Origin of the sequence: Streptomyces sp. MAR4 CNX-425, from assembly GCF_048656465.1 — a bacterium.
Taxonomy (GTDB): Bacteria; Actinomycetota; Actinomycetes; order Streptomycetales; family Streptomycetaceae; genus Streptomyces.
Genome location: NZ_JBMDLF010000013.1, coordinates 100,589 through 126,413, shown reverse-complemented (window position 1 = coordinate 126,413; position 25,825 = coordinate 100,589). Strand labels below are relative to the sequence as shown.

Below are 25,825 nucleotides of genomic sequence, written 5' to 3'. Positions count from 1 at the left end.
CAGGGAAGACCGGACTCGGAGTCAGAAGCGAAAGGGGCGCCACGTCATGACGGCCAACGGCACCATCCGGTACTGGGCGGCGGCCAAGGCCGCGGCCGGGACGGCGGAGGAGCCCTACGCGGCGGACACGCTGGCCGAGGCGCTGGCCGCGGCGCGGGGGCGGCACGGCCAGGAGCTGGCGCGGGTGCTGGCGCGGTGCTCGTTCCTGGTGGACGGGCGGGCGGTGGGCGCCCGGGACCACGCGGGGGTGGCGCTGGCGGACGGGGGGACAGTTGAGGTCCTGCCCCCGTTCGCGGGAGGCTAGGCGCACGATGAGCGACCAGAGACACGACCCCACGCCGTGGTCGGCGGCCCCTCCGGCCGCCGCGGGCTGGGCGCCGTACGACGAGGAACAGCGCGACGGCGCCGGCGTCCCGAGCGGGCACACGCAGTTTCCGCCGGCGGCGGGTCAGGGCGGCGACGGCCGTGACGGGCCGGAGACGCAGCTGGGCATGGCCCTGCACGAGGAGTCGGCGGCGGGGCAGCAGACCTCGTACCTGCCGCCGGTGACGGAGGCGGGACCGGGACCGGGTCAGGGTCCGGGGCCGGGGGCGTACGGGGGCGCCTACGGCGGTTCGTACGGAAACGGGCACGTGGACCCGTACGGCGGCGCCGGGGGCCCGGCCGGCGGGCACGCGCCGCAGTACGGCGACGGGTCGCCGGGCGGGCGCGGTGCCGGGTACGGCGGAGGGCCGTACCCGCCGGCGGACGGCGTGCTCGGCGCGGGCGCCGGGGCCGGGCCGCCTCCGGGGGCGGGGGCGGCCGAGGAGACCGCGTACCTCCCGCCGGTGCCCGGCGACGGCGCCGCGGGCTACGGCGGCACCGGCGCGGGCGTCCCCGCGCCGCACGGCGGCACCGGCGGCGGGGCAGCCGCCGAGCAGACCGCCTACCTGCCGCCGATCACCGACCACGACCCGGCGGGCGGGGACGGCGCGCACTGGCCCGAGGGCTGGGAGCGCGGCGGCACCGGGCCCGCCGCCCCGGCCCCCGGCCACCCCGGCCCCGCGGGCGGCCACGCGGGCCCCGGCAGCGGCCACCCCGGCACGGCAGGCGGACACCCCGGCGGCCCGACGGACGTCCACGGCACCGCACCCGGCAACCACGCTGCTCCGGCCGCACACCCCGGCACCACGACCGGGGCCCACTCCGCCCCGGGCAGCCATCCCGGAGTCCCACACGGCCACGCCTCCGCCCACCCCGGCACCGCAGACCCCCACCCCGACGTACCCGCCGCCGGCCGGGCCCCCGCCCCCGGGACCGCCGCGACCGGCTTCCCCGGCCCCCGCGGTCCCGAGACCGGCACGCTCTACGGCGCCCCCACCCCCCGCCGCCCCAAACCCCCCGCCGGCGTCCTCCGCGAGGAGGGCACCTCCGTCCTCATCGAGCCCGGGCCCCGGCCCGCCGCGGTCACCGCCGCCCTGGCCGCGCTCCTCGCCCTCGCCGCCGCGCTCGACGTCCGCCCGGGGCTCGCCGTCGCCGTCGCGCTGCTCCAGGTGGTGACCGCCGCCGGCTGGTTCCGGCTGAACGGCATGTGGCCGGCCCGCGAGGGCATCGCGCTGGCCGCCGCCGCGGGCCTCACCGCGACCGGCGCCGTCCTGGCCGTCGACGAGGACGACGCGACGATTGCCGCGCTCGGCTCCCTCGGCTGCTGGTTCCTCGTGATCGCCCTCGTCCAGCTGCGCAGCACCCGGGCCCCCAAGGAGCGCCTCGCCGCTCTCAACGTCGCCCTGGCCGCCGCCGCCCTCGCCGTCCTCGCCGCCGGCTACCTCGCCGCCGAGCGGCACGCCGTGGTCGTCGGCGCCGTCGCCGTGGCCGCCGGGACGCTGGGGCGGGCGGTGCCGCTGCCGCCGAACGCCTCGCCCGTCGCCGCCGTCGCCGCGGCGGGGGCCGGCGGGCTGGCGGCGGGGCTGGGCACCGACATGGGCGCGGCCGGCGGGCTGCTGGGACTGGCGATCGGGGTGTGCGTGCTCGTCGCGGTCCGGGTGGCCAGCTACGACTACCCGTCGCGGTTCGTGCACATGACAGCCGGGGTGTCCCTGCCGCTCGCGCTCTCGGCGGGGGCGGTCCACCTCCTCGGGCTGGCGCTGCTCTGACCGGCCCCCGATCACCCGCACATCTGTCTAAGCTCTCAGGCACGACCGACCGGGGGGCGGAGAACCGATGCCGAAGCGCGCGTTGAAGATCACTGCGGTGGTGGTGGCCGTGCTGTGCGTGCTCGCGCTCGCCGCCGACCGCGTCGCGCTCCGGCTGGCCGAGTCGGACGCGGCGGACCGTATCGAGAAGGAGTACGGGCTGTCCCAGCGGCCGACGATCGACATCAAGGGCTTCCCCTTCCTGACCCAGGTGATGTCCCGGGAGTTCGAGGCCGTGGACGTACGGATCGACGGCATTGACGCCGTCGGCACCGGCGGCCGGACCCTGCGCCTGGACGGCGTGCGCGGCGCGCTGGAGGGGGTGCGGATCGAGGGCGACGACTGGGACCGGGCGACGGCGGACCGCGCCGACGGCACGGTGAAGATCACGTACGCGGACATCTCTGCGGCGCTGCCGGTGGTGACCGTCTCGTACGGCGGGAAGGACGCGGCCGGCGACGACAAGGTCAAGGCGACGGTCGGGACGAGCTTCCTCGGGCAGCGGCTGGAGGAGTCGGTGCTCGGCGAGGTGACCGTGGCGGACGGCGACACGATCCGGCTGCGCGCGACCGACCTCGACAACCTCGGGGGCATGCCGGGCCTGGAGGGGTTCATACGCGACCGCATGGACTACAGCTGGACGGTCGAGGACCTGCCGCCCGGCATACGGCTGACGGACGTCGAGGTGACGAAGGACGGGATCGTCGTCACGGGCGGCGGCGAGGACGTGGAGCTGGGCGACGAGCGCTCGGCCCGCGGCTGACCGCGCCGCCGCCGGCAGGCCGCCCCCGCCGCCGCCCGCGCCGCCCCCGTCCGTAAGCTGAGACCGCCGCGTCCATACCGCAGAAACCCCGCCCCGAAAACCCCCCGCGCACCCCGCCGCACGGCCGCGCCCGCCCCGCCCTTGTCCCGCATCCCGGACAGACTCGTCTCGCCATTCGACACGCCGGTGACACGGGCGCACGTCCCTCCGTACGATCGACGGCATGCTGTGCTCGATGAGCGGTCCCCGCCCCCGGGGACAGGCAGATCACCTGACCCAGCGGCGCGCCGTCGACCTGTGCCGCGTCGCCGCCATGCTCTGTCGCACCGCCTGACCGGGGCCCGGGTCCGCAGCTCCCGCCCCCAGCCGGGCCGTGCCTCCCCGCACCGTCCGCCCGGCTGTCCGCACACACCGCGTCCGGCGCCCCGCCCTGCCTCACCGCGCGCGCCGGCGCACCCCGCCCGTACCCCCTGTCTCAGCGCTCCGGAGGAGAGAAGCAGATGAGCCGCAGTGACGTCCTGGTGGACGCCGACTGGGTCGAGGCCAACCTCGACAACCCGAAGGTCGTCCTCGTCGAGGTCGACGAGGACACCGCCGCGTACGACAAGAACCACATCAGGAACGCCGTCCGCATCGACTGGAAGTCCGACCTCCAGGACCCGGTGCGCCGCGACTTCGTCGACCAGGCCGGCTTCGAGAAGCTGCTGTCCGAGCGCGGCATCGCCAACGACGACACCGTCGTCCTCTACGGCGGCAACAACAACTGGTTCGCCGCCTACGCCTACTGGTACTTCAAGCTCTACGGCCACGCCGACGTCAAGCTCCTCGACGGCGGCCGCAAGAAGTGGGAGCTGGACTCCCGCGACCTGGTCGCCGAGGTGCCGCAGCGCGCGGCCACCGCGTACAAGGCGAAGCCGCAGGACACCGCGATCCGCGCGTTCCGCGACGACGTCGTCGCCGCCATCGGCACCCTCAACCTCGTCGACGTCCGCTCGCCCGACGAGTTCTCCGGCAAGCTGCTGGCCCCCGCGCACCTGCCGCAGGAGCAGTCGCAGCGGCCCGGGCACGTGCCCTCCGCGCGGAACATCCCGTGGTCGAAGTCGGCCAACGACGACGGCACCTTCAAGTCGGACGACGAGCTGAAGGAGCTGTACGAGGGCGAGGGCGTGGACCTGGCCAAGGACACCATCGCGTACTGCCGCATCGGCGAGCGGTCGGCGCACACCTGGTTCGTGCTGCACGAGCTGCTGGGCCAGCCGAACGTCAAGAACTACGACGGCTCCTGGACCGAGTACGGCTCCCTGGTCGGCGTGCCGATCGAGCTCGGCGCCAACGACTGACGACGCACGGCACGACGACCGCGGACCGACGACCGCGGACCGACGAAAGGACACCACCCCCATGTGCGGAGCCACGGCAGGCGGCCCGGACGCCTCCACCGCCAAGGCCGGCGAGACCACCATCCAGGGCTCCGTGACCCGCGACGGCGAGCCCGTCACCGGTTACGTGCGGCTGCTGGACGCCTCCGGCGAGTTCACCGCCGAGGTGCCGACCTCTGCCACCGGCCAGTTCCGGTTCTACGCCGCGGAGGGCACCTGGACCGTACGGGCCCTGGTGCCCGGCGGCACCGCCGACCGCACGGTGGTCGCCCAGCAGGGCGGGCTGTCGGAGGTCGCGATCGCGGTCTGAGCCCGCGCCGTACGGCGCGTGAGCCGCGCGGAAGCCCCGTACCGCCTCCCGGCGTACCGTGGAGGCGTGCGGGGCTTCCGCCGTCACGGCTTCCGGCTCGACCCCCGGGTGCCGCGCAGTCAGCCGCGGCGCCGGAGGCGCTACTTCCTGCTCATGGGCTCGGCGGTGCTGCTGTTCGTGCTGGCCGGTGCCGTCGTCTACCCGTGGTCCGTACCCGCCGCCGTCGCCATGTGCGTCGTCGCGGCGGCGCTGCCGCCGCTGGCGGCGATCACCGGCAACCGGTGGGAGGAGGGCGACAAGTGGTGGGACGAGCGGTGAGCGGTCCTCAGTAGACGAGGGCCTGCGCGCCGTCGGCCATCGCCTCGCTGACGAAGACCTGCGCCCCGGCGATCCGCACCCCCTCCAGCACGTCCTTCTCCTCGATCCCGCGCCGCGCCGCGCACTGCGTGCACAGCGTGATCCGGCCGCCCGCCAGCACCCCGTCGATCAGGTCCGGCAGCGGCGCGGCATGCGGCAGCTCGAACTCCGCGGCCCGGCCCGGCAGCGCGAACCACGCCGACTCGCCGGTCAGCCAGAGCGACACCTCCACGCCGCTGGCGGCGGCGACCGCCGCCACCGTGAACGCCTGGGAGCAGCGCTCCGGCGCGTCCGACCCCGCGGTCACCTTGATCACCAGATTCTTCGCCATGCGCCCAACTGTAGGACCGCGGGGAGGGTGACATTCTCGCGGCGCCGCGCGCTGTACAGATATGGACGTGAGCAGGGGGCGCTTGTGACCCTTCCCGACGGAACGGGCGGCCCGCCGCCGGCCGACGACCCGCCGACGACCCGGCTGAAGCCGATCGGGCCCGACACCCCGCCCCCGGGCGAGGCGTCGTACGGGACGTACGGCGGCCCGGCACCGGGCGCGTACGGGACGGCGGACGGGGCCGGGAACGGCAGCGGCAGCGCCTTCGGGCCGCCGCCGCAGCCCGGCGCCGGCCGCGCCCGCCGCCGCGGGCTGCGCACCGCCCTGCTACTCGTCGCGGCCGTCCTCGCCGGCGCCCTCGGCGGCGTCACCTACGGCTACTACGAGCAGGCCGGCGAACCCCCGACGCCCCTCCCCCCGCTCAACCAGCCCGGCCTCGCGCACCCAAAGAAGCCGCTGCCCGCCGACGAGGCCCCCGAGCCGCTGTCCGCCGCGCAGGACCGCCGGGTGAAGACGGACGGCGACCTGCGCGAGCTGCTCGTCCCCATCCCGGACGGCGCGACCGACGCCGAGCTGGACTACGGCGGGGAGGGCTGGCTCGCGCCGTACGAGCTGGCGGCCGACACGGGCGCGCCTGAGGAGATGCTCGGCGTGATGCTGGAGTTCGGGCTGCGGAGGACGGCGTTCACGTCGTGGACGGAGGATGCCGGCGCCGACACGGTGGTCGTGTACCTCAGCCAGTTCCGGGACGAGGACTCGGTGGGGTCCGCGGAGTACATGGAGATGATGGAGACCGTCTCGATCTTCGGCATCGACGGCGATGTGCGCACCGAGTCGCTGAAGGGGTCGTCGAACGGCAAGGCGTACTTCCCCGCCGCCCCGATCGAGGAGGCGGGTCTGCTGCCGCTGTACCAGGGCAACGTCCTCGCCCGCCGCGGTGACATCGTGCTGGAGATCTACATGTACGACTCCGCCCCGATCGCGGAGAAGGACCTCACCGCGCTCGCCGAACGCCAGCTGGAGCGCCTGTGACCGGCCACTACCCCGCGCCCGCCCCGCCCCCGCCGCCGGCCGCCCAGCCGCCCGCGGCCCCGGCGCCGCCGCCCGGGCCGCGGTCCGGGCGGCGGCGGCTCGTGCTCGTCGTGCTGGCCGCCGTGCTCGCCGCCGGGGTCGCGGCCACCGGCGTCGTCGCCACCGCGCTGCGGGTGCAGGACGCCGACCGCGGCGCCGGCGACACCGACGTCTGGCAGAAGCCCGGCAACCGCAAACCCCACGGCGACGCCGCCAAGCAGCCGGGCGTCCCCGCGCCCGCCGGCGGCCCGCTCGGCGGCGCGCTGCTGCCCATGCCGCGCGGCTACCACCCCGGGCCCGACATCGACGGTTTCGGCAACGAGACCGTCCTGTCGGCCCGGCAGGCGGACGCCGTCTACAAGCAGACGATGCGCGGACTGCCGCCCGACCAGCGGCGGATGCAGCGCGACGCGCTGGCGGACCTGGACCTGAAGGGGATGGCCATGCGGTCCTACGAGGCCGACGGGTTCGACCTCGTCGTCGAGGTGCAGCTCGCCCGGACGGGCGCCGAGGGCACGGCGGCCGGGCTCGCGGCCGTACAGGAGGAGCTGGCGCGCAGCCTCGGCGAGTACGAGGAGGGCCCGGAGGTCGAGGGGCACGACAACGCCGCGTGCTTCGAGGTGCCCGGCCCCACGGCCGGTCTGGGGGCCGGCGGGGTGAAGATGATGACCTGCTCGGCGGCCAAGGGCGACCTGCTGGTCTCGCTCACCGCGTACGGGTCGGCCGCCCACGGCGAGCGCGCCGTGCGGCTCCTCGAAGACCAGCTCGCCCACATCGACGCCCCGGGGAAGTCCATATGAGCGGCTACGAGACCAGCGGGTACGAGCCGGATCCGCCCCGCCCGGACGCCCCGGCACCCGCGCCAGCACCGGCACCCGCGGCCCCGCCGGCGTACGCACCGCCGCAGCAGGCGCCGCCACCGCAGCCGCAGCCCGCGTACGGGCAGCAGCAGCCCGCGCCCTACGCGCAGCACCCCCCGCCCCCGTACGCGCAGGAGCAGCCCGCCCCCTTCGGGCCGCCTCCGCCCCCGCCGCGCCCGCCCCGCCGGTGGGTCCGCCCCGCGCTGCGCTGGGGCGCCGCCGTGCTCCTCCTCGCCGGTGCCGCGTTCGGCTCCGCGTACGCCGTCACCGGCGCCGAGCGGGGCGACCTGCCCGGCCTGGCCACCGAGGGCGACGGCCGCTGGGACTACCCCGAGCTGGAGCTGCCCGCGCTGCCCGCGGGCAAGCCGCCGCCGTTCGCCCCCGCCAACGGCGGCGAGGTCCACCACGCCGACCTCCGCGAGCTGCTGCTGCCCGCGCCCGAGGGCGCCGGGGACGACGACGGGCTGAAGACCGAGGACGGCTGGCTGGCCACCGCCGACTTCGTCTCCGGCTACGTCGAGGAGGAGCGGACGGAGCTGCGCCGGGCGCTCCGGGACGAGGCCGTGCGCCACATCGCCGCTACCGGCTGGACCATGCCCGACGACACCCGCGTCCGCATCTTCCTGCTCCAGTTCAACACCGGCTCCCTCGCCGCCCACTTCTACGACCAGCAGCTCGCCGGCGGCATCTCCACCGCCCGCGACCTGACCGGCGCCCCCGAGGTGCTGGTCGACGAGAACTGGTCGGACGAGGACAAGCTGCCGGAGGTGGAGCTGTACGTGTACGACGAGGCGAAGCCGCGCGGCAAGGAGCACGTGCGGCAGGCGTACCTGGTCGCCGGCGACACCGTCGGCCTGGTCACCGTCGCGGCGCCGAAGGAGGCCCCGCTGATCCCGTTCCAGCAGACCCTGGCCCTCCAGCAGCAGCTCCTCGGGTGACGCCCGCCGGGCCGGTGTCCGGCCCGGCGGTTAGACTCGGCGTCGGTACGCCCCCTCATCGACTCTCTTCGCGTTACGGAGCGCCCGTGCTGGTCCTCACCTTCGACATCCTGCTCGTGCTGGTCTGCGTGGGCACACTGGCCTTCGCCGGCCTGGTCGTGAAGAAGCTGTACCAGGGCCAGCGCTGACATGCCGATCGAGATCCCCTCCGACCTGCACAAGGACCTGGTCCCGCTGGCGTTCCTGCTGGGCGACTGGCAAGGCGCGGGCGTCTTCGACTTCCCCGGCGCCGAGAAGTGCAACTTCGGCCAGGAGCTGCGCTTCGGGCACGACGGCCGGGACTTCCTGGCCTACACGTCGTACACCTGGGTGCTCGACGACGAAGGCGCGAAGGTGCGCCCGCTGGAGAGCGAGAGCGGCTACTGGCGCCTGCGTCCCGGCCGGCAGCTGGAGGCCGTCATGGTGCGCGACCAGGGCGTCGCCGAGGTCTGGTACGGCGAGCTGGCCGAGGGCAAGCCGCAGCTGGACCTGGCCACGGACGCGGTCGCGCGCGGCCCGGCCTCCCCGCCGTACGCGGGCGGCAAGCGGCTCTACGGGTACGTGAACGGCGACCTCATGTGGGTCGGCGAGAAGGCGACCCCGGAGGTGGAGCTGCGGCCGTACATGTCGGCGCAGCTGAAGAAGGTCGTGGACCCCCGGGAGTGGGCGAAGGACCTGAAGGACCTCCCGGACGACGGGATCGCGTTCTTCCGCTGATCCCGGGCGGCCGGCGGGGCTTCCTGCGCGACGCTCATACACTTGAGCCGTGGAGACCACCGACTGGAAGCGCGACCTGCGCGAACGCGGCTACCGGCTGACGCCGCAGCGGCAGCTCGTGCTGGAGGCCGTCGACTCCCTGGAGCACGCGACGCCCGACGGGATTCTGTGCGAGGTGCGCAAGACCGCCGCGAGCGTCAACATCTCCACGGTCTACCGCACGCTGGAGCTGCTGGAGGAGCTGGGCCTCGTCAGCCACGCGCACCTCAACCACGGCCCGCCGACGTACCACATCGCCGACCGCCACCACCACCTGCACCTGGTGTGCCGGGTCTGCGACCGGGTGATCGAGGCGGAGAACGCGGTGGCGGAGCCGTTCGCGGAGACGCTGCGGCAGCGGTTCGGCTTCGAGAGCGACGTCCAGCACTTCGCGATCCTCGGCCGCTGCGCGACGTGCGCCGAGCCGGGCGCGTCCGCGGGCGCATCCGGCCCGTGACGAAGGGTGCCCGCCCGGACGTACTCTTGAAGCATGAACGCGCCTTCTCCCCTCCTCTCCCTGCCCGGGGCGGTCGGCGCCGAGGCTCCCGACGAGGGCGTCGCCGCGCACTACGGCGACCTCTTCCGGGAGCAGCGCGCGCTGGACGCCGGCGAGGGCTTCGTCGACCTCTCCCACCGCGGCGTCGTCTCGGTCACCGGCCAGGACCGGCTGAGCTGGCTGCATCTGCTGCTGACGCAGCACGTCGAGGCGCTGGCGCCGGGGCACGCCACCGAGGCGCTGGTGCTGTCCGCCCACGGGCACATCGAGCACGCGCTGTACCTCGTCGACGACGGCGAGACGACGTGGGCGCACGTGGAGCCGGGCACGCAGAAGGACCTGATCGCGTACCTGGAGAGCATGAAGTTCTTCTACCGGGTGGACATCGCGGACCGTACCGAGGACCGGGCCGTCGTCCACCTGCCGGCCGGGTCGATCACGGAGGCGCCCGGCGGCGTGCCCGTCCGGGAGACGGCGTACGGCCGCGACCTCTTCCTCCCGCGCGCCACCCTGGCGGACTTCGCCGCGACCGCCGGCCCGCCGGCCGGGGTGCTGGCGTACGAGGCGCTGCGGGTGGCGGCGCACCGGCCGCGGCTGGGGCTGGAGACGGACCACCGGACCATCCCGCACGAGGTGGGCTGGATAGGGACCGCGGTGCATCTGGAGAAGGGGTGCTACCGGGGGCAGGAGACGGTCGCGCGGGTGCACAACCTCGGCCGGCCGCCCCGCCGGCTGGTGTTCCTGCACCTCGACGGCAGTGAGGTGACGCTGCCGCCGCACGGCGCGGCGATCCGGCTGGCGGCCGAGGAGGAGGGGCGCAAGCTGGGCTTCGTCACGACCTCGGTGCGCCATCACGAGCTGGGGCCGATCGCGCTGGCGCTGGTGAAGCGGAACGTTCCGGCGGACGCGGCGCTGCTCGCGGACGAGACGGCGGCGGCGCAGGAGACGGTCGTCGAGCCCTGAGCCGCGGGGGCGGCCACGGGGCGGCGGCGCGGACGGCGCGCGGGCATGCTCCCGTGCGCCCCGGATGCCTTGCACGCCCCCCGTGCCCTCCGATACCACCGGCGGCACCCCGGGACCCCGGGGCCCCGGTACGTACGCCTCAGACCTCGACCAGCAACGTGAACGGGCCGTCGTTCGTCAGCGTCACCCGCATCGGCGCCCCGAACACCCCCGTCTCCACCCGCGCGCCCAGCTCCCGCAGCCGCGCGACGACCTCCTCGACCAGCGGCTCGGCGACCTCCCCGGGCGCCGCCGCCTGCCAGGTCGGCCGGCGGCCCTTGCGGGGGTCGCCGTAGAGCGTGAACTGGCTGATCACCAGCAGCGGCGCCGCCACGTCCGAGCAGGACCTCTCGTCGTTCAGCACCCGCATCGTCCACAGCTTGCGGGCCAGCTGCGCGGCCTTCGCCGGGGTGTCGCCGTGGGTGACGCCCACGAGCACGCACAGCCCCTCGCCGGCCACCTCGCCGACCGTCTCCCCGCCGACCTCGACCCGCGCGCCGTCCACCCGCTGCACCACCGCTCGCATACGTCGCATTATCCCGGCGGCGCGACGTGCGCCGCCGTGCCCCCGGGCGCCGCAACGTGCGCGGGGCCGAACGGGCGCGGTCCGACTGCCGCGCCGCCCCGGGCAGTGGCACGATTGCTTCCGGTGTCCGACCGGTCGCCACGCCGACGCGGCATCTCGGACGAAGGGGACTGACACGCGCATGAGTTCTTCCGGAGCCGGGCGGCCCACGCCGCCCGTACCGACCGCGCGCAGCAGCCCGCGCGCCGACCGCCGTCCCCGTCCGCCGGGGCCGCGCGCCCCGGAGGGCGGCGTGGCCTCCGCCAAGGCGGGCGCGGCGCACTCCGCCGGGACCGCGGCCGCCCCTCTCGCCTCCCTCGCGTCCCTCGTCGCCGCCCCCGACCCGGCCGCCCCGCCCCCGCGGCTCGACACGCTCGGCCTGCCCGAGGTGCGCCGGCTGCGCCGCTCGGCGCAGCAGGAGGAGGCCGACCTCAGCTACGTACGCCGCCTGCTGCACGGCCGCATCGACATCCTCCGCGCCGAGCTGGGCCGCCGCGCCAGCCCGCACTCGCCCGTGCTCGACCGGCTGCCGGAGATCCTCACCGACGGCCCCTCCCCGCGGCCGGCCTCCGCCCGGCACGTCACGATGGGCCCGCCGCTGCGCGCGGAGTACCGGGAGCTGGCCGAGCAGATGCTCGCGGAGGTCGCGCTGTCCGACCTGCCGTCCCGTACGGACGACGAGCTGGCCCAGGGCCTCGCCCGGCTCGCCGGCTACGAGGCCCGCATCTCCGGCCGCCGGCAGCGGCTCCAGCGGACGGCGGACGAGTGCAGCGCGGAGATCGCGCGCCGCTATCGTGAAGGGGAGGCGCAGGTCGACGACCTGCTGTCCTGAGCTCTGACCGAGCGGCGGACCGCGGCGACCCCGGGGCCGTCCCCGGCACGGAAGGCGCCCGCCCATGCACGACGACAGCTGGATATCCCCGCCGCCGGCCCCCGCGCCCGCGCCGGCCGAGGAGGGCGCGTACACCGGGCCGCCGCCGGTGCTGGCGGAGGTGGTGCGCTCCGGCTTCGCCGAGGGGCGGCACCGCGGGTCGCTGGTGCTGCTGGGGCCGGACGGCGCGGTGGAGCGGGCGTGGGGGGACGTGGCCGGGCAGGTGTTCCCGCGGTCGGCGAACAAGCCGTTCCAGGCGGCGGCGGTGCTGCGCGCCGGGGCCGGCACGGCGGGCTCGCTGACGGGGGAGCGGCTGGCGCTGGCGGCGGCCAGCCACTCGGGCGAACCGTTCCACCTGGACCTCGTGCGCAAGATGCTCGCGGCGGCCGGGCTGTCCGAGGACGACCTGCGCAACCCGCCCGACCTGCCGCTGGACCCGGAGGAGCGGGAGGCGTACGTCGCCGCCGGGCGGACCCGGGACCGGGTGGCCATGAACTGCTCCGGCAAGCACGCCGCGATGCTCACGGCCTGCGTCGCGCACGGCTGGCCGCGGGACTCCTACCTCGCCCCCGACCACCCGTTGCAGCGGACGGTGCGGGAGACGGTGGAGGAGACCGCGGGCGAGGAGGTGCGGCACGTCGGCGTCGACGGCTGCGGCGCGCCGCTGCTGTCGCTGTCGCTGACGGCGCTGGCGCGCGGCTTCCGGCGGCTGGTGCTGGCCGCGGAGGGCACGCCGGAGCGGCGGGTGGCGGACGCGATGCGGGCGCACCCGGAGTACGTCGCGGGCACCCGGCGGTGGGACACCTGGCTGATGCGGGGCGTACCCGGCGCGCTGGCGAAGGTGGGCGCGGAGGGCGTGCAGGCGGTGGCGCTGCCGGACGGGCGGGCGCTGGCGTTCAAGGTCGACGACGGGGCGCTGCGGGCCGTCGGCCCGGTGCTGGCGCGGGCGCTGGCGCTGCTGGGCGTACGGTCGCCGGTGCTGGCCCGGATCGGGGCGGCGCCGCTGCTGGGCGGCGGGGAACAGGTCGGCGAAATTCGGGCGACGATCTGACGATCGGCGCCTAGCGTGGGCGCATGATCCGTGACTCCGGCGGTGCTGGCGACGGCATCGAGATCCGTACGCTCGACGAAGGCGACGTGGCCGGCTGGCTCGCCGCCCTGCTGACCGGCTTCCTGCGCCCCCCGACGGTGACGGAGGAGGACGTGGCGACGTTCATCGGGTCGCGCGACCTGACCCGGGTGCGGGGCGCGTACGACGGCGGGCGCTGCGTGGGCACGTACCGCAGCTTCGACCAGGAGCTGACGGTGCCCGGCGGGGCGGCCGTGCGGTCGTGCGCGGTGTCCGGCGTCACCGTGTCGCCGACGCACCGCAGGCGGGGGCTGCTGACGCGCTTGCTGGCGGCCGACCTGGCGGCGGCGAAGGAACGCGGCGACGTGATCGCCAGCCTGATCGCCGCGGAATACCCGATCTACGGCCGCCACGGCTTCGGCCCCGGCACCTGGATCACCGACTACGAGGTCAGCACCCGGCGCGCCCAGCTCGACCCGCGCTACGCCGGCCCGGACGACGGCGGCACCGTCGAACTCCTCGACTCCGCGGGGCTGCTCGCGATCGGCCCGGAGCTGCACGACCGCTTCCGCCGGCAGATGCCGGGCGCGGTGGACCGGAGCGCGTACCGCTGGCAGGTGCACACGGGCGCGACCCGCCTCAGCGTCGACGAGCCGTGGGTGGAACCCTTCTACGCGGCCTACCGCTCGGCGGCGGGCGAGCCGGAGGGCATCGTCACGTACCGCGCGAAGTGGGGCGAATGGCCCGGCAAGCTCTCCGACGACCAGCTGACGGTGTCCGACCTCATCGCCGTCACCCCGGCGGCGGAGCGGGCGCTCTGGCGCTACCTGGTCTCGATCGACTGGGCCACGACCCTCCATACGGGCCACCGGGCGCCCGACGATCTCCTCCCCCTCTACCTGGGTGACCCTCGGGCGGCCCGGGTGACCACGCACGCGGACTACCTGTGGCTGCGGCCACTGGACGTCCCGCGACTTCTGGAGGCCCGCACCTACGCGGCCTCCGGCTCTCTCGTACTCGACGTGCACGACCCGGCCGGCCTCGCCGGGGGCCGCTTCCTGCTGGACGCCGCCGGCCCGGACGGCGCCGGCTGCTCCCCCACGGACCGGCCCGCCGACCTCGCCCTGGGCGTGGCGGAGCTGGGCCGCCTCTGCCTGGGCGACGAGTCCGCGGTGCGGCTCGCCGCCCTGGGCGTGGTCGACGAGGAGCGCCCGGGCGCCGCCGCACGGGCGGACGCCCTCCTGCGCACCTCGCGCCGGCCGTGGTGTCCCGACACCTTCTAGCCCTCCTTCCGGCCGGCTCTCTGCTTCCGGGTCCCGCTCCGGATCCCGCTCACTGCCCGGCCGCGGGGCGGACGGGCTCGGCGGACTGGAGCAGCAGCACGGCGAGCGCGAGCCCGCCGATGGTCATGCACGTGACGTTCTGCGCCTTGAGCCCCACGAGCAAGGTGGTGAGCCCGATCGCTCCCACCGTGCCGAAGCGCCATTCGACGAAGCGCTCGAAGCCGACGAGCAGCGCTGACATGGCCAGAGTGAGTCCGACCGGCATGGTGGGTCCCTCCCTTCTGCGAACGCAGCGGTCCCCCTCCCCCCATGCGCCGTTGAACAGCGGGAGAGCGCGAACCCCGGGCGGCGGCCAGCACTGCCAACTTCCGCCGGTTGCCGCCAGGGTCCCAGAGTTGGCAGCCAACTCTGCTTGACTTGTGCCCAGTTGGTCACCAACTCAAAACAATTCCCAGACAACCCGCGCCTGTTGGCCAGAAGTTGTAATGTTGGCCGGGTGAGCAGGGATCAACCTTCGGCAGCCGGCACCGGGACCGCGCGCGACCGCGTCGCCGGCGCGCTGCGCGAGCGCATCCGGTCCGGCGAACTGCGCCCCGGAGACAGCCTCCCGACGCAGAAGGTGCTGATGGCGGAGTTCGCCGTCGAGCGCAGCGTCGTACGGAAGGCCCTGGAGCAGCTCAAGCGCGAGCGGCTCCTCGCCGACGTCGGCCGGGGGGCACCGCCCACGGTGGCCGAGCCGCGCGCGGTGGACGCGGAGGAGCCGCGGGCGGCGGGGGTGGAGCTGGTCGACCGCATCGAGCTGGCGTTTCAGGCCACCCACGTGACCCTCGACGTGCTCAACCTGACGACGGAGACGCTCACCCAGGCGCTGGCCCCCACGGCCATGCGGATCGCGATCGGCGAGCAGCGCGCGCCGGAGTCGATCACCGCACGCATCCTGGTGCCCAGCCCGGACGCCCAGCTCGCCATCCCGCAGCTGACCGGGGACCCGTCGGACCCCCGGCCGCGGCAGCGCCTGCACGACCTGGTCCAGCTGCACGCCCGCAGCCTGGACCACACCCTGCGCAACCTCCGCGAACGCGATCTGGTGCCCGAGGTGTCCGTCGAGATCCGGGGCATGCCCCTCACCCCCACCAGCAAGCTCTACGTGTTCAACGGCACCGAGGCGCTGATGGGGTACTACCGGGTGCTGCGGCGGGAGGTGGAGTACCAGGGCGAGATGATGGCCATCCACGACGTCCTCGGCCTCAACGCCCCGCTCTTCCACTACTCCGCGGGCCCCGACAGCCGCGACCAGCACGACGCGGCCTTCGTCGAGCACTCCCGGGCCTGGTTCGAATCGCTGTGGTCCAGCATCGCCGTGCCGTACCCCCTCGGATACTGAGCCGGCGGCCCGGCGGCCGGAAAGGTGGGCCATCCCGCGCCTCCTCCGTTCGACAACTGCGAATCTACGGAGCTGCACCGGTTGCACGCAGCGGACAGCAGCGCCGGAGATGCTCGGCTTTGTCAGCCCGAAGGCAGGCCGCGAACCTGCCGTGTTGACAACTCCCTGGAGATGACAGGCCGTTGTACCTTTCTCAGATGCATCGAGAGGCAGCGACGGGCGGCGTCCGTACTCCCCTCTACCGGTGGATCGCCGACGACCTCCGCCGCCGGATCGGCGAGGGTGAGTTCGGCCGGGACGCCACGCTGCCCGCCCAGAACGCCCTGGCGGGCCGCTACCGGGTCTCCCGGCCGACCGTGAGCAAGGCCCTCGGCCTGCTGCGCGCGGACGGCCTCGTCAACGATCCGGGGAGGGGAAGCCCGTCCCGGGTGCTGCACAGCGCCCCCGACCAGGACGACCCCTCCCCGGTCGACTGCCTGACGCGGGCCTTCGGCAGGGAGCACGTCACGCTGGACGTGGTCTCGGTCACGATGCAGTCGCTCCTCAGGTACCTCGACAAGCCGTTCAAATCAGTACTGGAAGGAAGTCTGAATCCGGCCAGCATCACCGTCCGGGCGCTGATCCCCCGGCGGTCGGCGCTTCAGGACCTTCCCCGGCTCGTCCGGCAGCCGGAGGACCCACGGCCGGGCGACCGGCTGTACGGATTCGTCCGCAGCTTCACCCAGGCGCTGCGGGCCGGCCTGGACCAGCTGAAGGAGGACGCCGGCGTCGACGTCTCCTTACAGGTGCGCAGCACGGGGCAGCCGCCGGGACACAAGTTCTACCTCCTGAACGGCGCCGAAGTCCTCTTCGGGACCTACACGTCGCAGCGGGAAGAGGTGGAATTCGTCCTCGGTTCGGGGGAATACCACACCATTTACGATGTCCGCGGGGTGGAGACCCCCTTGGTGCACTTCCACCCGCCCGAGTACGGCGGCAACGCGCGGGACGCCCTCTTCATCGACCAGCAGCGCGCGTGGTTCGAAACGCGCTGGAAGACCATAGCCGTACCGTGGAACGGATGAATGTGACCGCCCTGGCAGAAGTGCTCGACTCCGCGAAGTGCGTGTTCTTCGACTTCGACGGCCCACTCTGCCGGCTTTTCGCCGCATACCCCGCCACCGAGGTCGCCGGGCAGCTCCGCCGGGAGCTGGACAGCCGGGCGCCCGGCCTGCTGCGCACCTCCCCGCACGACCCGGGCGACCCGCACAGCCTCCTCACCGCCGCCCGGCGGGAGCTGCCGGGCGACGGCATCGTCCGCACCGTGGAGAGGCTGCTGACGGAGGCGGAGAAGAAGGCGGCGGAGACGGCCGCCCCCACCCCGTACGCGCACGACGTGGTCACCGAACTGCACCTGCTCGGCCGCACCCTGGCCGTCACCTCCAACAACGCGGCCGCCGCCATCGAGGTCCACCTGGAGACGCAGGGGCTCGGCGGCTACTTCTCCCCCCACGTGCACGGGCGCCGGCCCGACGCCTCCGGGCTGAAACCCGACCCCGACTGCCTGCTGCGCGCGCTGGAGTCGACCGGCGCGGCGCCCGGCCAGTGTGTGATGATCGGCGACTCGCCGTCCGACTGGAAGGCCGCGCACCTCGCCGGCGTCGGCTTCATCGGCTACGCACGCGCCCCCCACAAGGCGCACGCCCTCGAAACGGCGGGCGCACCGCTCACGGTCGGCTCGATGGGCGCCATACTGCATGCGCTGCGCGGCACGACCGCGCCGCACTGACCGCCCGCCCGCCCGGCCCGATCTGTCCAAGGGACGCCATGCGGCAGAAGGAGTGATCCGCCCTGACCACGCCCCCAGCAGAGGACGCTCTGCCCCCGCCCCCCACCGGTCCACGTGTCCTGCCGGGCCTCTTCGCCTCGGCGACGCAGGTCGTGGGGCCGCTGCCCGGCTACCACCACGAGACGTACGCGGTACGGCTGTCCGCGCCCGGGCTGTTCGGGGAGTCCGCCGGGTGGGTGAAGCTGCGCGACCCCCGGCCCGGGCTGCTGTGGTTCGACCGCAGGTGCTTCGCCTCCGAGGACGATCTGCTCACCGAACTGGCGGGCCGCGTCTCCCACGTGCCCACGATCGGCCGCATCGACACCCTCACCGTCCAGGGCTTCATCGAGGGGTGCACGCTGGCGGAGGTCGCCGCGCCCGGCGAGGCGGTGCCCGCCGCGCTCCTCGACCAGATCATGCGGCTCTTCCGGGAGCTGCTGGCCGTCGACGCCGGCGATCCCCGGCTGCTCGCGCTCCACTCCCCGCCGCCGGCGGACGGCGACACCAGGGCGTTCGCCCGCGCTCTCGTCCGGTTCACCCTGACCGACGTCGTCGAGCGCTCACTGCCGCACTTCGACACGCTCTTCCGCGGTCTGGGCGTCCACCCGGAGTCGTCCCCCTCCGCCGTCTCCTCGCTCCTGGCCCGGCTGGAGGGGATGACCCCGCGCCCTTTCGCGCTGCTGCACGGCGACATCCACCGTGCGAACCTCATCGTCGACAAGCAGCAGGTGCTGTGGACCATCGACTGGGAGCTGGCCCTCCTCGGCGATCCGCTGTACGATCTGGCCACCCACCTGCATCTGATGCGCTACCCCGCCGGCCAGGAGAGCGAGGTCGTCGCCCGCTGGGCGGAGGCGGCGGAGCGGCTCCGGCCGGGCGCCACCGCCGGGCTCGCGGCGGACCTGCCCCGGTATCTGGCGTTCAAGCGGCTCCAGTCGGTGTACACGGACGTGATCCGGCAGGCGTACTCGATGGAGCGGGGCGAGACGACGACGGCCGAGGCGGCGAAGGCCGTCAACGCCGTGCTCGACCGGGCGTCCGGCGCGCTGCCGCTGTCCACGGTGGCCGGCGCCGGTGAGATCGAACGGGAGCTGCTGAGGTGGCTCGCCGCACCGCGGCGGCGGCACGCCAGCAATACCGGGGGATCGCCTTCCGCGTCGTAGGGTGACGGCATGAGTGCAGCCGACGAGCCCGCGCACGATCCGGCCGTGTTCGAGCTGGCCACCAAGGCCTTCGACCTCGCGCGGCAGGGGCGTACGGACACGCTGGCGGCGTACGTGGACGCCGGGGTGCCGGTCGGGCTGCGCGACGACGACGGGGACACCCTCGTCATGCTCGCCGCCGTGCACGGGCACCCCGGCACCGTCGGCGCGCTGCTGCTGCGCGGCGCCGACGCGGACCAGGTCGGGGCGCTGGGCGCGACGCCGCTGGCGGCGGCGGTGCGGGCGGGCGCGGACGACGTCGTACGGGTGCTGCTGCGGCACGGCGCGGACCCGCAGGCCGGGTCGCCGTCGGCGGTCGCGGCGGCGCGGGCGGCCGGGCGGACGGAGCTGCTGGAGCTGTTCGGCGGGGTGTGAGTCGGCGGGGTGCGTACGGGCCGGTGCGCAACCGGCACCCGCCCCGCGCCCCGCCCGCTCACGCCGTCCGCCGCCTGAACAGCGCCGCCGCTGCCGCCATCGACACCGCCGTCAGCCCCGCGCACCACGCCAGCGCCTCCCACGGGCTGCCGCCCACCGGGTGCCCCAGCAGCAGCCCCCGCAGCGACTCGATCACCGGGGTCAGCGGCTGGTGCTCGGCGAAGCCGTGCAGCCAGCCCGGCATCGAGTCGACCGGGACGAAGGCGCTGGACGGGTACGGCAGGAAGGCCAGGAAGAATGTGAAGCCGCCGGCCGCCTCCGGGGAGTCGGCCAGCAGGCCGACCGCCGCCGCGACCCACGAGATGGCCGTGATCACCGCCAGCAGGATGCCCGCCGACGCGAGCCAGCCACCGATCCCCGCCGCCGGCCGGAAGCCGACCGCGAAGGCGACGCCGAAGACCAGCACGGTGGCGGCCAGGTTCCGGACGACGCTCGCCGCGACGTGGCCCGCGAGGACGGCGGTGCCGCCGACGTCGAGGGAGCGGAAGCGGTCGATGACGGCGCCCTTCATGTCGTCCGCGACGCTCATCGCCGTCGTGCCGGCGCCGAAGCCGGCGCACAGGACGAGGACGCCGGGGGCGACGTAGTCGACGTAGCGCCCGTAGCCTCCGCCGGTGTCGATCGCGCCGCCGAAGAGGTAGACGAAGACGAGCATCAGCAGCACCGGCAGCGCCAGCGCCGTGATCACGGCGTCGGGGTTGCGGGAGCTGAGCCGCACGGAGCGGCCGACCATCGTCGCCGAGTGGGTCAGGGCGTCAGCCATCGCGGGTCACCTTCAGGAAGACGTCGTCGAGCGTCGCGGAGTGCACGGAGAAGCGCTCGATGAGGGTGCGGTCGGGGTCGACGGCGTCGAGCAGCTCGCGTATGTGCGCGGCGCGGCCGTCGGTGGTGATGCCGAGGGTGCGGGCGCCGGGGTCGCGGCGCACCGTGAGGTGGTCCAGGGCGCGGGCGGTCTTCTCGTACGCCTCCGGGGAGGTCAGGGTGAGGTCCAGCCGCTCGGCGGAGACCTGCCGCTTCAGCTCCGCCGCCGTCCCCTCGGCGACGAGCTTTCCGCCGTCGAGGAGCGCGATCCGGTCGGCGAGGCGGTCGGCCTCCTCCAGGTACTGCGTGGTGAGGAAGACGGTCACGCCGCCGTCCGCGAGGCGGCGGACCTCGTCCCAGACGGCCTGGCGGCTGCGGGGGTCGAGGCCGGTGGTCGGCTCGTCGAGGAAGATCACGGAGGGGTCGCCGACGAGGCCGGCGGCGAGGTCGAGCCGGCGGCGCATGCCGCCGGAGTACGTGCCGACGCGGCGGTCGGCGGCGTCGCCGGCGAGGGCGAACCGCTCCAGCAGCTCGGCCGCGCGGCGGCGGGCGGCGGGGCGGGACAGGCCGGTGAGCCGGGCGACCATGCGGAGGTTCTCCGCGCCGGTCTGCTGCTCGTCGAGCGCGGCGTACTGGCCGGTGAGGCTGATGGCCCGGCGGACCTTCGAGCGCTCCGCGGCCACGTCGAACCCGGCGACGCGGGCGCTGCCCGCGTCGGCGCGCAGCAGCGTGGCGAGGATCCGGACGGTGGTGGTCTTGCCGGCGCCGTTGGGGCCGAGGAGGGCGAAGACGGTGCCGGGCGGGACGCGCAGACCGACGCCGTCGAGCACGGTCGTGCCGCCGTACGCCTTGGTGAGGCCGGCGGCCTCGACGGCGGGACGGGTGGGCTGGGGCACAGCTCTCCCCCTTTCTCAGCTCTTCTCGGCTTCTCGGCGCTTCCTCGGGACCTTCTCAGGGCACGCCCAAAGTCTTCTGCGTATGCCTTACACACTACTGTGTAGACCATACACGGCACTGCGTATACCGTAAACTGCACCCATGGACGCCAGCGACGACCAGCCCGACCCCCGCCCCGGCACCGGAGCCGTCCCCGCCAGCGTCGAGGCCGCCTGGGGCCTCAAACCCCGGCCGCAGAAGGGGCCGAAGCGCGGGCTGACGCTGGACGGGATCGTCGCGGCGGCGGTCGCGGTCGCGGACGCGGAGGGCCTGGAGGCCGCGTCGATGGGACGGGTCGCCAAGGAGCTGGGCGTCTCGACGATGGCCCTCTACCGGTACGTGGCCACGAAGGACGAGCTGGTCACGCTCATGGTCGACGGGGCCTTCGGCCCGCCGGAGCCGCTGCCGGAGGACGCCGCGGCCGACTGGCGGGCCGGGCTGCGGCACTGGTACCAGGCCATCGGCGCCGCGATGTTCGCGCACCCGTGGGCCGTGGCGCACGTCCCCAGCGGCGGCCCGCCCGTCACCCCGAACCAGCTCGCGGCGCTCGACCAGGCCCTCTACATCCTCCGCGACACCCCGCTGACGGAGTTCGAGAAGGTGGCCACGGCGCTGCTGGTGAGCAACCAGGTGCGCGCGGAGGTGACGATCGCCCTCGCGATGGGCGGGAACAAGGACATGGAGCGGCTGATGAACGAGTACAGCCACTTCCTCCTCCGGGTCTCCGCCGCCGGCCGGCTGCCCCACCTGCGTACGGCGGTGGAGGGCGGCGCCTTCGACGAACCGGACACGGAGCCGCCGCGGAACCCGTCGGACTACGACGAGTTCGCGTTCGGCCTGGAGCGCGTACTCGACGGCGTCCAGGCGCTCATCGACGCCCGCCGCCCCGGCTGACCCAGGGCCTCCGCAGCCCGGCCGCCGCGGGGAATCCCACCTGCGGGATCATGGCGCCATGAGCGCGGACGGCTGGCACCTCACCGATGACGTCGACCGATTCCTGGCCGGAGCCGGAGAGTTCCTCCGCGCCCGGCCCGTCCCCCACATCATGGCCCTGACCTGGGCGGCACGGCTGCAAGCACGCGGCACGGGCCCGTACGGCGGCGGACGCCCGCTGCTGGGCCGGCTGTCGCGGGCCGGGTCGGTCCTCGCCGTCTGCCACCAACTGCCCGGCCGCGCCCTCGGCCTCACCCCGCTCACCCCCGAGCAGGCCGACACCCTCGCATCCCACCTGGCCGGCCTCGGGCACACCCTCCCCTCCACCGGCGGCGACAGCGACACCACCGCCGCCTTCGCGGCCGCCTGGCAGCGCCACTCGGGCGCGACGCCGACACCCGCCGTACGGCTCCGGCTGCGCCGCCTCGGTACGCTCACGCCGCCGGACCCCGCCCCCGCGGGGCGCGCGCGGGCGGCGGGCGCGGGCGACGACGCGCACGTCATCGACTTCATCCGCGGCTTCGCGGCCGACGTCGGCGAGGACGTCACCGTCGACGCCGCCACCTGGCCCACCACCCGCTACGCCGACAAGCACTACTCCTTCTGGGAGACCCCCGACGGCACCCCGGTCTCCGTGGCCGGCGTCAACCCCCCGGTCGCGGGCCTCGCCCAGGTCGACCCGGTCTACACCCCGCCCGCCCACCGCGGCCACGGCTACGCGGCCGCGGTGACCGCGGCGGTGACCCGCGCGGCGCTCGACGCGGGCGCCACGGAGGCGGCCCTCTTCACGAACGCGGCCAACCCCACGAGCAACGCGCTCTACGAGCGCCTCGGCTACGCCGTGTACGCCGACTGGACGACGTACACCTTCGGCTAGCCGCGCTACCGCCGGGCGCCCCCGACGTCGGCGACGTCGGCGACCACGCAGCTCACGTTGTCGGGGCCGCCGGAGTCGTTGGCCAGCCCGACGAGCGCCCGCACCGTCTCCCCGGGCCCGCCGCTCCGGGCGAGCACCCGGTGGATCTCCCCGCCGGGGACGACGGCCGAGAGGCCGTCGGAGCAGAGCAGGTACCGGTCGCCGCGCCGGGCGTCGTGCAGGCGCAGGTCCGCGGTGGCGTCGGCGCCGCGGCCGAGGGCGCGTACCAGCAGGGACCGCTGCGGGTGGGAGGCGGCCTCCGCCGGGGTGAGACGCCCGTCGTCGATCATCGACTGCACCACGGTGTGGTCGTGGGTGATCTGGAACAGCTCCCCGTCGCGCAGGAGGTACGCGCGGGAGTCACCGATGTGGACGAGGGCGAGCTGCGCTCCGGTCCAGAGCATCGCGGTGAGCGTGGTCCCGGCGTCCCCGGCGTCCCCGGCGGAGGCGCCGGCCGGTGTGACGCCGTGCACGGCCCCGGTGGCCCGGCCGATCGCGTCCTGAAGGACGTTGAGGAGATCGCCGGCGGGGACGCCGTCGGTCTCCAGGCGCTTGAGCGCGTCGACGGCGGCGGCGCTCGCGGGGGCACCCCGGTCCCCGTAGCCGTCGGCGACGGCGAGGAGCCGGGACCCGGCGTAGGCGGTGTCCTGGTTGCCCGCGCGTACGAGGCCGGTGTCGGACAGGGCGGCGTAACGGATCTCCAGCGGCATGTCGGGGTCCCTCCCGGACAGGTGGTCGACGAGGAAGGCGGCCAGGTCCCGCCGCGCGGCGGTGTCCGCCTCGACCTGCGCCCAGAACGCCCGGATCTCCCCCGCCGCGGCGGCCGCGTCCAGCGAGCGGACGTACCGGATACGGGCCAGGGGCATCCCGAGCCGCCGCAGCCAGGCGACGAGCCGGGCCTGCTCCAGCTGCTCGGGGGCGTAGCGGCGGTAGCCGGTGACCGGGTCGACGCTGGCGGGGGTCAGCAGGCCGAGCCGGTCGTACAGCCGCAGCGCCTTCGGCGACAGCCGGGACGCCCGGGCGAAGGCCCCGATGGTCAGCAACCCCATTGCCCGTCCCTCCTCGCGCCGGGCGGTCGGTCGCCCGGCCCCGCCGATGCTGCGGCTTCCCCCAGGGGGAAGGTCAACAGAGCGTCTCCGACGGCCGCCATAGGCTCGTCGCATGCCCCTGCGAATGAAGCTGCGCGCGATCACCCTCGACTGCCCGGACCCGTCCGCCCTGGCAGCGTTCTACGAACAGGCCACCGGCCTCCCACCGCACCCGGGGTCGAACGCCGACTTCGCGGCGCTCGACTACGGGAACGGGCTCATCCTCGGCTTCCAGCGCGTCGACGGCCACCGGGCCCCGACCTGGCCCACCCAGGTCGTTCCGCAGCAGTCGCACCTCTGCTTCGCCGTCGCGGAGAACCTGGACGAGGCGGAGGCCCGGCTGCTGGCGCTGGGCGCGGGCAAGCCGGGCACCCAGCCCGAGGAGACGAGGTGGCGCGTCCTGACCGACCCGGCCGGACACCCCTTCTGCATTGTCCGAGGCTGACGAACGGCAGCGGATCCCACCGCCAATGTCGTCCGGTGCTGGCCGAAGCCTGTTGCCGCAAGGATTCCCGGCAGCGACTCATCCGGGGTGAGCTTGATGATGATCTCCGGATTCTCCACCCCTCGAACAGAGTTCGTCGACCCTGCGCTGTCAGAGGTGCCTGACACAGTGCCGCTGTGGACATTGATTCCTTCTGGGAGCTCATCGAGGAGTGCCGGCGTCAGGCACACGGCCCGGACGAGCGGCTCGCGTGGCTGTGTGGCGCACTGTCGCGAAGGCCGGTGGCCGAGGTCGTGCAGTTCCAGGTGCGCTTGGACGAAGTGACGCACGACGCGTTCACGTGGGATCTATGGGCGGCAGCGGACCGGATCTTCGGTGGCTGGTGTTCGGATGACGGCTTCTGCTACTTCGGCCTGTGGATGGTGGGGCTCGGCCGTGATGCCTTCTCCAGGGCACTGGCTGATCCGGACTCTCTGGCCGACGTTCCGGAGGTCCAGTGCTTGGGGGGACGCCCGCGGGAGACGTGGAACGACGACTGGCCCACGTGGGAGTCTCTCGACTATGTCGCGATGGAGGCGTACCGGAGCCTGACCGGTGTCGACGACGACTGCGGCGAGGCGTTTTATGAGGAGGTCAAGGCCGAACAAGGGGATGGAGAGGGCAGTTCGGGGCCGCTCGGTCAGCGGTGGGACGTGCGACGCGAGGACGAGGCAGCACGCAAGCTGCCGAGACTGAGCGTGATGTTTCCTCTCTGATCGTTCGCTTAAACGAGTCGGACAGCGTCGCAGCTGGATCAGCAGGAAGCGGTCGGCCCGTGGGCGCTGCCGAGACCACCCGCCAGGAATTCGAGTCGACGTGGGCCGCTGCGCGAGAGACCCTCGACGCGGATCGCACCGGGGAGACGACTTGATCACGGAGCACCAGCAGAAGCTGCGCGAGCGCTATCTCGCCGCCACCGTCCTGCCGGCTCCCGAGCCATGGCAGCCGGTGATGGACCGCAGGACTCCCATCGGGGGCCTTCTTGGTGTGGGATTCGCCGTCCATCCCGACAGCGGGCACGACCTCATCATGGTCGTGTCCAGCAACGGCCACGGACTCTTCGACGCGTTCACCGGCGAGAAGATCGCCCGCGACCGGGACCCCGACCCGGAAACGAGCACCCCCGACGCCCACCCGGACCTCACCTGTCCGGGGCTCGGCCCCGTCGCGGGCGTCCCGGTACGCATGGCCGGACTCTTCGGCGGCGGCCTGCACAGCACCACGCCGGACGGCTGGACCCTGGACGTCGTCAGTCCCGAGTGGCCCCACGACCGGGTCGTCCTCTCCGCCGACGGCGGGTCCCACAACGGCCCGGCGGGAGGGACGTGGTGGCACGTCTTCCACTCCGACTACGCGGAACTCCGCGCGGCCGGATTCTCTCCCTCCGGCCTGACCCTGGCGGTCGCCACCAGCAGTGACCTCACACTCTGGACCCGGCCCGGCCTCCGCTTCGACAGCTGAGCGGACTGCGGGACAGCAGGCGGAAGGAGGACAGACGGACCGGGCGGATCAACGCCGACCACGTACGACGACCGTAGGGAGCCGGGCACGGCGGTGGCTCGGAAAGAGCGAGACGGA

32 protein-coding genes are annotated in these 25,825 nt (G+C 74.5%); 26 read left to right on the top strand and 6 right to left on the bottom strand.

The window, feature by feature from the left end; translation table 11 throughout:
- The first annotated feature begins 46 nt into the window (after positions 1–46).
- From ACHZ99_RS29745 to ACHZ99_RS29715, 7 genes are all read left to right on the top strand, one after another.
- Positions 47–304: a MoaD/ThiS family protein gene (locus tag ACHZ99_RS29745; protein WP_420307913.1), complete on the top strand. Its 258-nt coding sequence runs from the start codon at positions 47–49 to the stop codon at positions 302–304.
- Between the two features lie 7 nt (positions 305–311).
- Entirely contained in the window at positions 312–2,132 is a 1,821-nt protein-coding gene (locus ACHZ99_RS29740) for a hypothetical protein (RefSeq protein WP_420307912.1), read from the top strand.
- A gap of 67 nt (positions 2,133–2,199) precedes the next feature.
- On the top strand, positions 2,200–2,934 hold the full coding sequence (locus ACHZ99_RS29735; protein WP_420307911.1) for a DUF2993 domain-containing protein: 735 nt from the start codon (positions 2,200–2,202) through the stop codon (positions 2,932–2,934).
- Positions 2,935–3,157: 223 nt separating this feature from the next.
- Complete coding sequence (locus tag ACHZ99_RS29730) at positions 3,158–3,268, top strand: putative leader peptide (protein WP_420307910.1); 111 nt, start codon at positions 3,158–3,160, stop codon at positions 3,266–3,268.
- A gap of 166 nt (positions 3,269–3,434) precedes the next feature.
- Positions 3,435–4,274 carry a sulfurtransferase gene (locus tag ACHZ99_RS29725; RefSeq protein WP_420307909.1) on the top strand — a complete coding sequence of 280 codons (840 nt, stop codon included), beginning with the start codon at positions 3,435–3,437 and terminating at the stop codon, positions 4,272–4,274.
- Positions 4,275–4,335: 61 nt separating this feature from the next.
- Positions 4,336–4,623, top strand: coding sequence for a DUF1416 domain-containing protein (locus ACHZ99_RS29720; RefSeq protein ID WP_420307908.1), 288 nt, complete (start codon positions 4,336–4,338; stop codon positions 4,621–4,623).
- Between the two features lie 66 nt (positions 4,624–4,689).
- A complete protein-coding gene (locus ACHZ99_RS29715; RefSeq protein WP_420307907.1) occupies positions 4,690–4,941 on the top strand; it encodes a DUF3099 domain-containing protein in 252 nt (83 codons plus the stop codon).
- A gap of 7 nt (positions 4,942–4,948) precedes the next feature.
- On the opposite strand, the gene ACHZ99_RS29710 is transcribed toward ACHZ99_RS29715, so the two are convergent.
- Positions 4,949–5,311, bottom strand: coding sequence for a DsrE family protein (locus ACHZ99_RS29710; protein ID WP_420307906.1), 363 nt, complete (start codon positions 5,309–5,311; stop codon positions 4,949–4,951).
- A gap of 84 nt (positions 5,312–5,395) precedes the next feature.
- Here ACHZ99_RS29710 and ACHZ99_RS29705 point away from each other — a divergent pair, with 84 nt between their 5' ends.
- From ACHZ99_RS29705 to ACHZ99_RS29680, 6 genes are all read left to right on the top strand, one after another.
- Positions 5,396–6,343, top strand: a complete 948-nt coding sequence (locus ACHZ99_RS29705) for a hypothetical protein (RefSeq protein WP_420307905.1) — start codon at positions 5,396–5,398, stop codon at positions 6,341–6,343.
- Positions 6,340–7,182, top strand: coding sequence for a hypothetical protein (locus ACHZ99_RS29700; RefSeq protein WP_420307904.1), 843 nt, complete (start codon positions 6,340–6,342; stop codon positions 7,180–7,182). The genes ACHZ99_RS29705 and ACHZ99_RS29700 overlap by 4 nt, the downstream gene beginning before the upstream one ends.
- Positions 7,179–8,180: a hypothetical protein gene (locus ACHZ99_RS29695; protein WP_420307903.1), complete on the top strand. Its 1,002-nt coding sequence runs from the start codon at positions 7,179–7,181 to the stop codon at positions 8,178–8,180. Before ACHZ99_RS29700 ends, ACHZ99_RS29695 begins: the two co-directional genes overlap by 4 nt.
- A gap of 189 nt (positions 8,181–8,369) precedes the next feature.
- Entirely contained in the window at positions 8,370–8,936 is a 567-nt protein-coding gene (locus tag ACHZ99_RS29690) for an FABP family protein (RefSeq protein ID WP_420307902.1), read from the top strand.
- Positions 8,937–8,985: 49 nt separating this feature from the next.
- Positions 8,986–9,432, top strand: coding sequence for a Fur family transcriptional regulator (locus tag ACHZ99_RS29685; protein WP_420307901.1), 447 nt, complete (start codon positions 8,986–8,988; stop codon positions 9,430–9,432).
- A 33-nt stretch (positions 9,433–9,465) separates the two neighbouring features.
- A complete protein-coding gene (locus ACHZ99_RS29680) occupies positions 9,466–10,434 on the top strand; it encodes a YgfZ/GcvT domain-containing protein (protein ID WP_420307900.1) in 969 nt (322 codons plus the stop codon).
- Positions 10,435–10,573: 139 nt separating this feature from the next.
- Here ACHZ99_RS29680 and dtd read toward each other — a convergent pair whose 3' ends face one another.
- Positions 10,574–10,999 (bottom strand): D-aminoacyl-tRNA deacylase, encoded by a 426-nt coding sequence (gene dtd / locus ACHZ99_RS29675; protein ID WP_420307899.1) that lies wholly within the window; start codon positions 10,997–10,999, stop codon positions 10,574–10,576.
- A 181-nt stretch (positions 11,000–11,180) separates the two neighbouring features.
- Between dtd and ACHZ99_RS29670 the strand changes: the two genes are divergently transcribed.
- The 3 genes from ACHZ99_RS29670 to ACHZ99_RS29660 all read left to right on the top strand — a co-directional run bounded on the left by ACHZ99_RS29670 (position 11,181) and on the right by ACHZ99_RS29660 (position 14,261).
- Positions 11,181–11,870: an ABC transporter substrate-binding protein gene (locus ACHZ99_RS29670; RefSeq protein ID WP_420307898.1), complete on the top strand. Its 690-nt coding sequence runs from the start codon at positions 11,181–11,183 to the stop codon at positions 11,868–11,870.
- Between the two features lie 64 nt (positions 11,871–11,934).
- Positions 11,935–12,960, top strand: a complete 1,026-nt coding sequence (locus ACHZ99_RS29665; protein WP_420307896.1) for an asparaginase — start codon at positions 11,935–11,937, stop codon at positions 12,958–12,960.
- 23 nt (positions 12,961–12,983) lie between these two features.
- Complete coding sequence (locus ACHZ99_RS29660) at positions 12,984–14,261, top strand: GNAT family N-acetyltransferase (protein WP_420307894.1); 1,278 nt, start codon at positions 12,984–12,986, stop codon at positions 14,259–14,261.
- Between the two features lie 49 nt (positions 14,262–14,310).
- On the opposite strand, the gene ACHZ99_RS29655 is transcribed toward ACHZ99_RS29660, so the two are convergent.
- Complete coding sequence (locus ACHZ99_RS29655) at positions 14,311–14,526, bottom strand: hypothetical protein (RefSeq protein WP_420307893.1); 216 nt, start codon at positions 14,524–14,526, stop codon at positions 14,311–14,313.
- Between the two features lie 231 nt (positions 14,527–14,757).
- Between ACHZ99_RS29655 and ACHZ99_RS29650 the strand changes: the two genes are divergently transcribed.
- From ACHZ99_RS29650 to ACHZ99_RS29630, 5 genes are all read left to right on the top strand, one after another.
- Entirely contained in the window at positions 14,758–15,645 is an 888-nt protein-coding gene (locus ACHZ99_RS29650) for a winged helix-turn-helix domain-containing protein (protein WP_420307892.1), read from the top strand.
- A 197-nt stretch (positions 15,646–15,842) separates the two neighbouring features.
- A complete protein-coding gene (locus ACHZ99_RS29645; protein WP_420307891.1) occupies positions 15,843–16,709 on the top strand; it encodes a GntR family transcriptional regulator in 867 nt (288 codons plus the stop codon).
- On the top strand, positions 16,706–17,413 hold the full coding sequence (locus ACHZ99_RS29640; RefSeq protein ID WP_420307890.1) for an HAD family hydrolase: 708 nt from the start codon (positions 16,706–16,708) through the stop codon (positions 17,411–17,413). The genes ACHZ99_RS29645 and ACHZ99_RS29640 overlap by 4 nt, the downstream gene beginning before the upstream one ends.
- Before the next feature lie 152 nt (positions 17,414–17,565).
- Entirely contained in the window at positions 17,566–18,615 is a 1,050-nt protein-coding gene (locus tag ACHZ99_RS29635) for a phosphotransferase (RefSeq protein WP_420307889.1), read from the top strand.
- 9 nt (positions 18,616–18,624) lie between these two features.
- A complete protein-coding gene (locus ACHZ99_RS29630; protein ID WP_420307888.1) occupies positions 18,625–19,029 on the top strand; it encodes an ankyrin repeat domain-containing protein in 405 nt (134 codons plus the stop codon).
- Between the two features lie 58 nt (positions 19,030–19,087).
- Here the strand turns inward: ACHZ99_RS29630 and ACHZ99_RS29625 are convergent, their stop codons facing one another.
- Together ACHZ99_RS29625 and ACHZ99_RS29620 are read right to left on the bottom strand one after the other, a co-directional pair.
- Complete coding sequence (locus ACHZ99_RS29625; RefSeq protein ID WP_420307887.1) at positions 19,088–19,852, bottom strand: ABC transporter permease; 765 nt, start codon at positions 19,850–19,852, stop codon at positions 19,088–19,090.
- The gene (locus ACHZ99_RS29620) at positions 19,845–20,786 is read right to left on the bottom strand and encodes an ATP-binding cassette domain-containing protein (RefSeq protein ID WP_420307886.1); all 942 of its coding nucleotides are present in this window, start codon (positions 20,784–20,786) and stop codon (positions 19,845–19,847) included. The genes ACHZ99_RS29625 and ACHZ99_RS29620 overlap by 8 nt, the downstream gene beginning before the upstream one ends.
- 142 nt (positions 20,787–20,928) lie before the next feature.
- Between ACHZ99_RS29620 and ACHZ99_RS29615 the strand changes: the two genes are divergently transcribed.
- Together ACHZ99_RS29615 and ACHZ99_RS29610 are read left to right on the top strand one after the other, a co-directional pair.
- Positions 20,929–21,720: a TetR/AcrR family transcriptional regulator gene (locus ACHZ99_RS29615; RefSeq protein WP_420307885.1), complete on the top strand. Its 792-nt coding sequence runs from the start codon at positions 20,929–20,931 to the stop codon at positions 21,718–21,720.
- A 58-nt stretch (positions 21,721–21,778) separates the two neighbouring features.
- Positions 21,779–22,636 (top strand): GNAT family N-acetyltransferase, encoded by an 858-nt coding sequence (locus tag ACHZ99_RS29610; protein WP_420307884.1) that lies wholly within the window; start codon positions 21,779–21,781, stop codon positions 22,634–22,636.
- 5 nt (positions 22,637–22,641) lie between these two features.
- Here ACHZ99_RS29610 and ACHZ99_RS29605 read toward each other — a convergent pair whose 3' ends face one another.
- A complete protein-coding gene (locus ACHZ99_RS29605) occupies positions 22,642–23,724 on the bottom strand; it encodes a MerR family transcriptional regulator (protein ID WP_420307883.1) in 1,083 nt (360 codons plus the stop codon).
- Positions 23,725–23,836: 112 nt separating this feature from the next.
- Between ACHZ99_RS29605 and ACHZ99_RS29600 the strand changes: the two genes are divergently transcribed.
- From ACHZ99_RS29600 to ACHZ99_RS29590, 3 genes are all read left to right on the top strand, one after another.
- Complete coding sequence (locus tag ACHZ99_RS29600; protein ID WP_420307882.1) at positions 23,837–24,208, top strand: VOC family protein; 372 nt, start codon at positions 23,837–23,839, stop codon at positions 24,206–24,208.
- 176 nt (positions 24,209–24,384) lie between these two features.
- On the top strand, positions 24,385–24,963 hold the full coding sequence (locus tag ACHZ99_RS29595) for a DUF4240 domain-containing protein (RefSeq protein ID WP_420307881.1): 579 nt from the start codon (positions 24,385–24,387) through the stop codon (positions 24,961–24,963).
- Positions 24,964–25,114: 151 nt separating this feature from the next.
- Positions 25,115–25,708, top strand: a complete 594-nt coding sequence (locus ACHZ99_RS29590; RefSeq protein WP_420307880.1) for a hypothetical protein — start codon at positions 25,115–25,117, stop codon at positions 25,706–25,708.
- Positions 25,709–25,825 lie beyond the last annotated feature (117 nt).

Excerpts from the sequence above, each read along its gene's own strand:
- ACHZ99_RS29625 (WP_420307887.1), bottom strand. The coding sequence starts at position 19,852 with ATGGCTGACGCCCTGACCCACTCGGCGACGATGGTCGGCCGCTCCGTG.
- ACHZ99_RS29615 (WP_420307885.1), top strand. The coding sequence starts at position 20,929 with ATGGACGCCAGCGACGACCAGCCCGACCCCCGCCCCGGCACCGGAGCC.
- ACHZ99_RS29630 (WP_420307888.1), top strand. The coding sequence starts at position 18,625 with ATGAGTGCAGCCGACGAGCCCGCGCACGATCCGGCCGTGTTCGAGCTG.
- ACHZ99_RS29695 (WP_420307903.1), top strand. The coding sequence starts at position 7,179 with ATGAGCGGCTACGAGACCAGCGGGTACGAGCCGGATCCGCCCCGCCCG.
- ACHZ99_RS29725 (WP_420307909.1), top strand. The coding sequence starts at position 3,435 with ATGAGCCGCAGTGACGTCCTGGTGGACGCCGACTGGGTCGAGGCCAAC.
- ACHZ99_RS29645 (WP_420307891.1), top strand. The coding sequence starts at position 15,843 with ATGCATCGAGAGGCAGCGACGGGCGGCGTCCGTACTCCCCTCTACCGG.
- ACHZ99_RS29660 (WP_420307894.1), top strand. The coding sequence starts at position 12,984 with ATGATCCGTGACTCCGGCGGTGCTGGCGACGGCATCGAGATCCGTACG.
- ACHZ99_RS29670 (WP_420307898.1), top strand. The coding sequence starts at position 11,181 with ATGAGTTCTTCCGGAGCCGGGCGGCCCACGCCGCCCGTACCGACCGCG.
- ACHZ99_RS29640 (WP_420307890.1), top strand. The coding sequence starts at position 16,706 with ATGAATGTGACCGCCCTGGCAGAAGTGCTCGACTCCGCGAAGTGCGTG.
- ACHZ99_RS29740 (WP_420307912.1), top strand. The coding sequence starts at position 312 with ATGAGCGACCAGAGACACGACCCCACGCCGTGGTCGGCGGCCCCTCCG.
- ACHZ99_RS29605 (WP_420307883.1), bottom strand. The coding sequence starts at position 23,724 with ATGGGGTTGCTGACCATCGGGGCCTTCGCCCGGGCGTCCCGGCTGTCG.
- ACHZ99_RS29655 (WP_420307893.1), bottom strand. The coding sequence starts at position 14,526 with ATGCCGGTCGGACTCACTCTGGCCATGTCAGCGCTGCTCGTCGGCTTC.
- ACHZ99_RS29610 (WP_420307884.1), top strand. The coding sequence starts at position 21,779 with ATGAGCGCGGACGGCTGGCACCTCACCGATGACGTCGACCGATTCCTG.
- ACHZ99_RS29730 (WP_420307910.1), top strand. The coding sequence starts at position 3,158 with ATGCTGTGCTCGATGAGCGGTCCCCGCCCCCGGGGACAGGCAGATCAC.
- dtd (WP_420307899.1), bottom strand. The coding sequence starts at position 10,999 with ATGCGAGCGGTGGTGCAGCGGGTGGACGGCGCGCGGGTCGAGGTCGGC.
- ACHZ99_RS29710 (WP_420307906.1), bottom strand. The coding sequence starts at position 5,311 with ATGGCGAAGAATCTGGTGATCAAGGTGACCGCGGGGTCGGACGCGCCG.
- ACHZ99_RS29745 (WP_420307913.1), top strand. The coding sequence starts at position 47 with ATGACGGCCAACGGCACCATCCGGTACTGGGCGGCGGCCAAGGCCGCG.
- ACHZ99_RS29720 (WP_420307908.1), top strand. The coding sequence starts at position 4,336 with ATGTGCGGAGCCACGGCAGGCGGCCCGGACGCCTCCACCGCCAAGGCC.
- ACHZ99_RS29665 (WP_420307896.1), top strand. The coding sequence starts at position 11,935 with ATGCACGACGACAGCTGGATATCCCCGCCGCCGGCCCCCGCGCCCGCG.
- ACHZ99_RS29680 (WP_420307900.1), top strand. The coding sequence starts at position 9,466 with ATGAACGCGCCTTCTCCCCTCCTCTCCCTGCCCGGGGCGGTCGGCGCC.
- ACHZ99_RS29690 (WP_420307902.1), top strand. The coding sequence starts at position 8,370 with ATGCCGATCGAGATCCCCTCCGACCTGCACAAGGACCTGGTCCCGCTG.
- ACHZ99_RS29735 (WP_420307911.1), top strand. The coding sequence starts at position 2,200 with ATGCCGAAGCGCGCGTTGAAGATCACTGCGGTGGTGGTGGCCGTGCTG.
- ACHZ99_RS29600 (WP_420307882.1), top strand. The coding sequence starts at position 23,837 with ATGCCCCTGCGAATGAAGCTGCGCGCGATCACCCTCGACTGCCCGGAC.